The 4,278-nt window shown below is 67.4% G+C and carries 4 protein-coding genes and 1 pseudogene; all 5 read right to left on the reverse strand.

Features of this window, described 5'->3' with window-relative positions; genetic code table 11:
* The coding region (locus B2W70_RS06045) for a hypothetical protein (RefSeq protein ID WP_286743827.1) at window positions 1-287 on the reverse strand (287 nt) is incomplete at its 3' end.
* A 321-nt stretch (window positions 288-608) separates the two neighbouring features.
* Window positions 609-1,772, reverse strand: coding sequence for a BMP family ABC transporter substrate-binding protein (locus tag B2W70_RS06050; RefSeq protein ID WP_286743829.1), 1,164 nt, complete (start codon window positions 1,770-1,772; stop codon window positions 609-611).
* 67 nt (window positions 1,773-1,839) lie between these two features.
* The gene (locus B2W70_RS06055; RefSeq protein WP_286743831.1) at window positions 1,840-2,766 is read right to left on the reverse strand and encodes an ABC transporter permease; all 927 of its coding nucleotides are present in this window, start codon (window positions 2,764-2,766) and stop codon (window positions 1,840-1,842) included.
* Window positions 2,766-3,827 carry an ABC transporter permease gene (locus B2W70_RS06060; protein ID WP_286743834.1) on the reverse strand — a complete coding sequence of 354 codons (1,062 nt, stop codon included), beginning with the start codon at window positions 3,825-3,827 and terminating at the stop codon, window positions 2,766-2,768. The genes B2W70_RS06055 and B2W70_RS06060 overlap by 1 nt, the downstream gene beginning before the upstream one ends.
* Window positions 3,814-4,278 (reverse strand): annotated as a pseudogene (locus B2W70_RS06065) (ABC transporter ATP-binding protein); the annotation flags it as partial. The pseudogene B2W70_RS06065 and the gene B2W70_RS06060, both read right to left, overlap by 14 nt.

The following is a 4,278-nucleotide window of genomic DNA, read 5'->3' on the forward strand; positions in this document are numbered from 1 at the left end:
AGCTCCTCGTTGACGCCGGGCTGGAAGACGATGTGGTGCTTGGCCAGGTGCTCGCGAGCCTTCCACAGCGCCTGGTCGTAGCCGCCCAGGGGCGAGCCCCGGTAGCCGCTGATGAAGCCAGCGGTGTTCAGGCCCGCCATGGCGTCGCGCGTGTGCTGCAGGATGGGCAGCCGCACCAGGGCCTGGATGCCGCTCATGAAGGCGCTGCCGCGCTCGAGCGTGTACTTGTCTTCCAGGGACAGGGAAGCGAGGGCCCGGAGCACGTCCGGGGGCAGTGGCGCGTTCATCGACGACCTCCTGGTGGCGGTCGCGCGGCACGGTCAGGTTGACCTGGGCGGCGGAGCTTGTGGCTCGTCGGTGCGGCGCGCGGCCGAAACCCTTGATGAGCCCCAGTTTAGGCCGATGCCCCCGGGTGCCATCCCGAGGTTTCACGGGGTCGAAGTGGCACAGTTCGGCGCTTGGGCCACCAATGAAACGGGGCGGGGCTGCAATCCTTCACAGACCACAGCTCCCCGCCCCTTGTCAGGACCTTCTCAGGTCCTTTTTCAGGTCCGGCTGAGCCACATCGGCGCAGCCGCCCGATCGATCAAATCGGCATCACTTCGCCATCATTTCGCCGAGGGGATCGAGCCTTCCACGCCCTTGACGTAGAAGCCGATGCCACCCAGGAACTTGTCGTCGGCAACCGCATCCTTGGCCAGCACTTCCTTGCCGTCCTGGCCAACGATCGGGCCCTTCCAGATCACGAAGCTGCCGTCTTTCAGACCTGCCTTGACGGTGTCGACCTTGGCCTTGACCTCGGCCGGCACGGCGTCGGAGATCGACACCAGGTCGATGGCGCCTTCCTTGACGCCCCACCAGGCGCCGCCCGTCTGCCAGCTGCCTTCGAGCACCTCTTTGACGGATTTGATGTAGTACGGGCCCCAGTTGATGACGGCCGATGCCAGGTGGGCCTTCGGGCCGAAGGCGCTCATGTCGGAGTCCCAGCCGAAGGCATGCTTGCCGGCCTTCTCGGCCGTCTGCAAAACGGCGGCCGAGTCGGTGTTCTGGAACAGCACGTCGGCGCCCTGGTTCAGCAGGCTCTGCGCGCCTTCGCTTTCCTTCGGGGGGTCGAACCAGGCGTTGACCCAGACCACCTTGGTCTTGACCTTGGGGTTCACGCTTTGCGCGCCCAGGGTGAAGGCGTTGATGTTGCGGATCACCTCGGGGATGGGGATGGAGCCCACCACGCCCAGGGTGTTGGTCTTGGTCACGCCGCCTGCGATGACGCCGGCCATGTAGGCGCCTTCATAGGTGCGCGAATCGTAGGTGCGCATGTTGGCAGCCGTCTTGTAGCCGGTGCCATGTTCGAACTTGACGCCAGGGTTGTCGGCGGCGACCTTGAGCATCGGCTCCATGTAGCCGAAGGTGGTGCCGAAGACCAGCGTGTTGCCCTGGGCCACCAGGTCGCGGATCACGCGTTCGGCCTCGGGGCCTTCGGGCACCTTCTCGACGAAGGACGTGACGACCTTGTCGCCGAACTCCTTCTCGACGGCCAAGCGGCCCTGGTTGTGGGCGTAGGTCCAGCCAGCGTCGCCCACAGGGCCGACGTAGGCGAAAGCGATCTTCAGCGGGCCGGCCACGGCTGCGGCGGACGCAGGGGCTTCGGAAGCGGCAGAAGCGGCTTCGGGTGCGGCTTCTTTCTTGCCACAGCCCACGAGGGCAGCGGTGGCGGCGAGCGCAGCAAAGCCCGCCAGCTTGAGCACGGAACGCTTGGACAGGTCAGAGGTCATGTCATCTCCAGGGTTGAGAACTTCTTGCATCCACAGGACGAACTACAACAGCAACGATCATGCCCGCTCAGGCGCCCGGGTGGAAGGGCTTGCCCAGCGAAGCAGGCATGTTGATGCGGATCCACGTCGGGTTGCGCGAGATCAGCACCAGCACGACGATGGTGGCGAGGTAAGGCAGCATCGTCAGCAGTTGCGAGGGGACCTGCACCCCCTGCCCCTGCAGCTGAAACTGCAGCATCGTCACGCCACCAAACAGGTAGGCCCCCAGCAGCACGCGCAGCGGCCGCCAGGTGGCGAACGTGGTCAGCGCCAGGGCGATCCAGCCCTTGCCGGCCACCATGCCTTCCACCCACAGCGGGGTGTAGACCAGCGAGATGTAGGCCCCCGCCACGCCGCACAGCGCGCCGCCCACGCACACCGCCAGCAGGCGGATGGGCCGCACCGCGTAGCCCAGCGCGTGGGCCGACTCGGGCGACTCGCCCACCGCGCGCAGCACCAGGCCCGCCCGCGAGCGCAGCAGGAACCACGTCAGCCCGATGGCCAGCAAGATGGTGATGTAGACCAGCGGGTGGTGCCGAAAGAACGCCGGGCCCACGAACGGCAGGTCGGACAGATAGGGAATGGCGTGGTTGACGCGCTCGGGCAGTCGCAGTTGCGTGTAGGTGATGCCGACGAAGGCGCTCAGGCCCGCCCCGAAGAGGCTGAGCGCCAGCCCCGTCGCGTACTGGTTGGTGCCCAGCCAGATGACCAGCACACCGAATGCCGCCGCCAGCAGCGCGCCTGCACCGGCCGCTGCCACAAAACCGACCAGGTCACTGCCTGTGTGCACGCAGGCCGCGTAGCCCGCGATGGCGGCCACCAGCATCATGCCCTCGGCGCCCAGGTTGAGCACGCCGGCGCGTTCGTTGATCAGCAGGCCCAGGGAGGCGAGCGCCACCACCGTGCCGGCGTTGAGGGTGGCCGCGATCAGCAGGGCCAGAGATTCGGCGGTCATCATTTCTTGCTCACCCAGCGCAGGCGTTGGTGGATGAAGGTGTCGCAGGCCAGCAGCGCGAACAGCAGCAGGCCCTGGAAGACACCGGTGAGGGCCTTGGGCAGGCCCAGGCGCGACTGGGCGAGTTCGCCGCCGATGTAGAACATGCTCATCAGCACCGCCGAGAACACGATGCCGAACGGGTTCAGGCGCCCCACGAAGGCCACGATGATGGCCGCGAAGCCGTAGCCCAGCGGCACGTAAGGCGTGAGCTGACCTTGTGGCCCGGCCACGTCCAGCGCACCGGCCAGGCCGGCCATGCCGCCCGACAACAGCAGCGCCGTCCACAGCGCCTTGCGGCTGGAAAAGCCCGCATAACGGGCCGCCGCCGGGGCCAGGCCACCGACCTGCAGCTGAAAGCCCGCGAAGGTGCGGTACAGGAACACCGCAAAACCCACCACCGCCACGGCCGCGATGAACACGCCGATGTTCAGGCGCCAGCCCTGCACGAGCTTGGGCACGCGCGCCGCTTCCAGGAAGGTGATGGTCTGCGGGAAGTTGTAGCCGTTGGGGTCCTTCCAGGGTCCGTAGACCAGGTAGCTCAGCAGCATCTCGGCCACGTAGACCAGCATCAGGCTGACCAGGATCTCGCTGGCGTTGAAGCGGTCGCGCAGCAGCGCCACGATGGCGGCCCAGGCCATGCCGCCCAAGGCACCGGCCGCCAGCACGGCGGGCATCAGCAAAGGCCCGCTCTCTGGCGTGGCCTGCATGGCCACCCCACCGGCGCAAATGGCCCCCAGGATGAACTGCCCTTCGGCGCCGATGTTCCAGAGGTTGGCCCTGAAACACACCGACAAGCCCAGCGCGATCAGCACCAGCGGCGTGGCCTTGAGGCTCAGCTCCGACAGCGCGTAGCCGCTCTTGAGCGGCTCGACGAAGAACATGCGCAAACCGGCCAAGGGGTCCTTGCCCAGGGCCACGAACAGGAGCACCCCCACCAGCACCGTGATCGCCAACGCGATCAGCGGCGAGGTGAAGGTCAGCAGCTTAGACGGCGCCGGGCGCGGCTCAAGCTTGAACATGGGCGCCCCCTTGCTGCGTCACCAGGCCGGGCACCGCTGCCGAAGCCTCGCCAGCGCCACCGTCCCACAGGCCGCTCATCCAGGCCCCGATCTGCTCCACGGTGGCCTCGGCGGCCGGGATGGACGGCGACAGCCGCCCCTGCGCCATCACCATCAGGCGGTCGCTCACTTCGAACAATTCGTCCAGCTCCTCGCTGACCACGAGCACGGCACAGCCGGCGTCGCGCAGCTTCAACAACTCGCCACGGATCTGCGCCGCGGCCCCCACGTCAACGCCCCAGGTTGGCTGGGACACCAGCAGCACCTTGGGCGCCGCGTCGATCTCGCGGCCCATGATGAACTTCTGCAGGTTGCCGCCCGACAGGCTCTTGGCCAGGGCATGCGGCCCTGCGGCCTTGACCCTGAATCGGTCGATCAGCTCGACCGCCATGCCGGTGATGCCTTTGGTGCG

The sequence above is a fragment of the Aquabacterium sp. UBA2148 genome (genome assembly GCF_002328915.1).
In the GTDB taxonomy this organism is placed as follows: domain Bacteria; phylum Pseudomonadota; class Gammaproteobacteria; order Burkholderiales; family Burkholderiaceae_C; genus Aquabacterium; species Aquabacterium parvum.

Excerpts from the sequence above, each read along its gene's own strand:
- B2W70_RS06050 (WP_286743829.1), bottom strand. The coding sequence starts at position 1,772 with ATGACCTCTGACCTGTCCAAGCGTTCCGTGCTCAAGCTGGCGGGCTTT.
- B2W70_RS06055 (WP_286743831.1), bottom strand. The coding sequence starts at position 2,766 with ATGACCGCCGAATCTCTGGCCCTGCTGATCGCGGCCACCCTCAACGCC.
- B2W70_RS06060 (WP_286743834.1), bottom strand. The coding sequence starts at position 3,827 with ATGTTCAAGCTTGAGCCGCGCCCGGCGCCGTCTAAGCTGCTGACCTTC.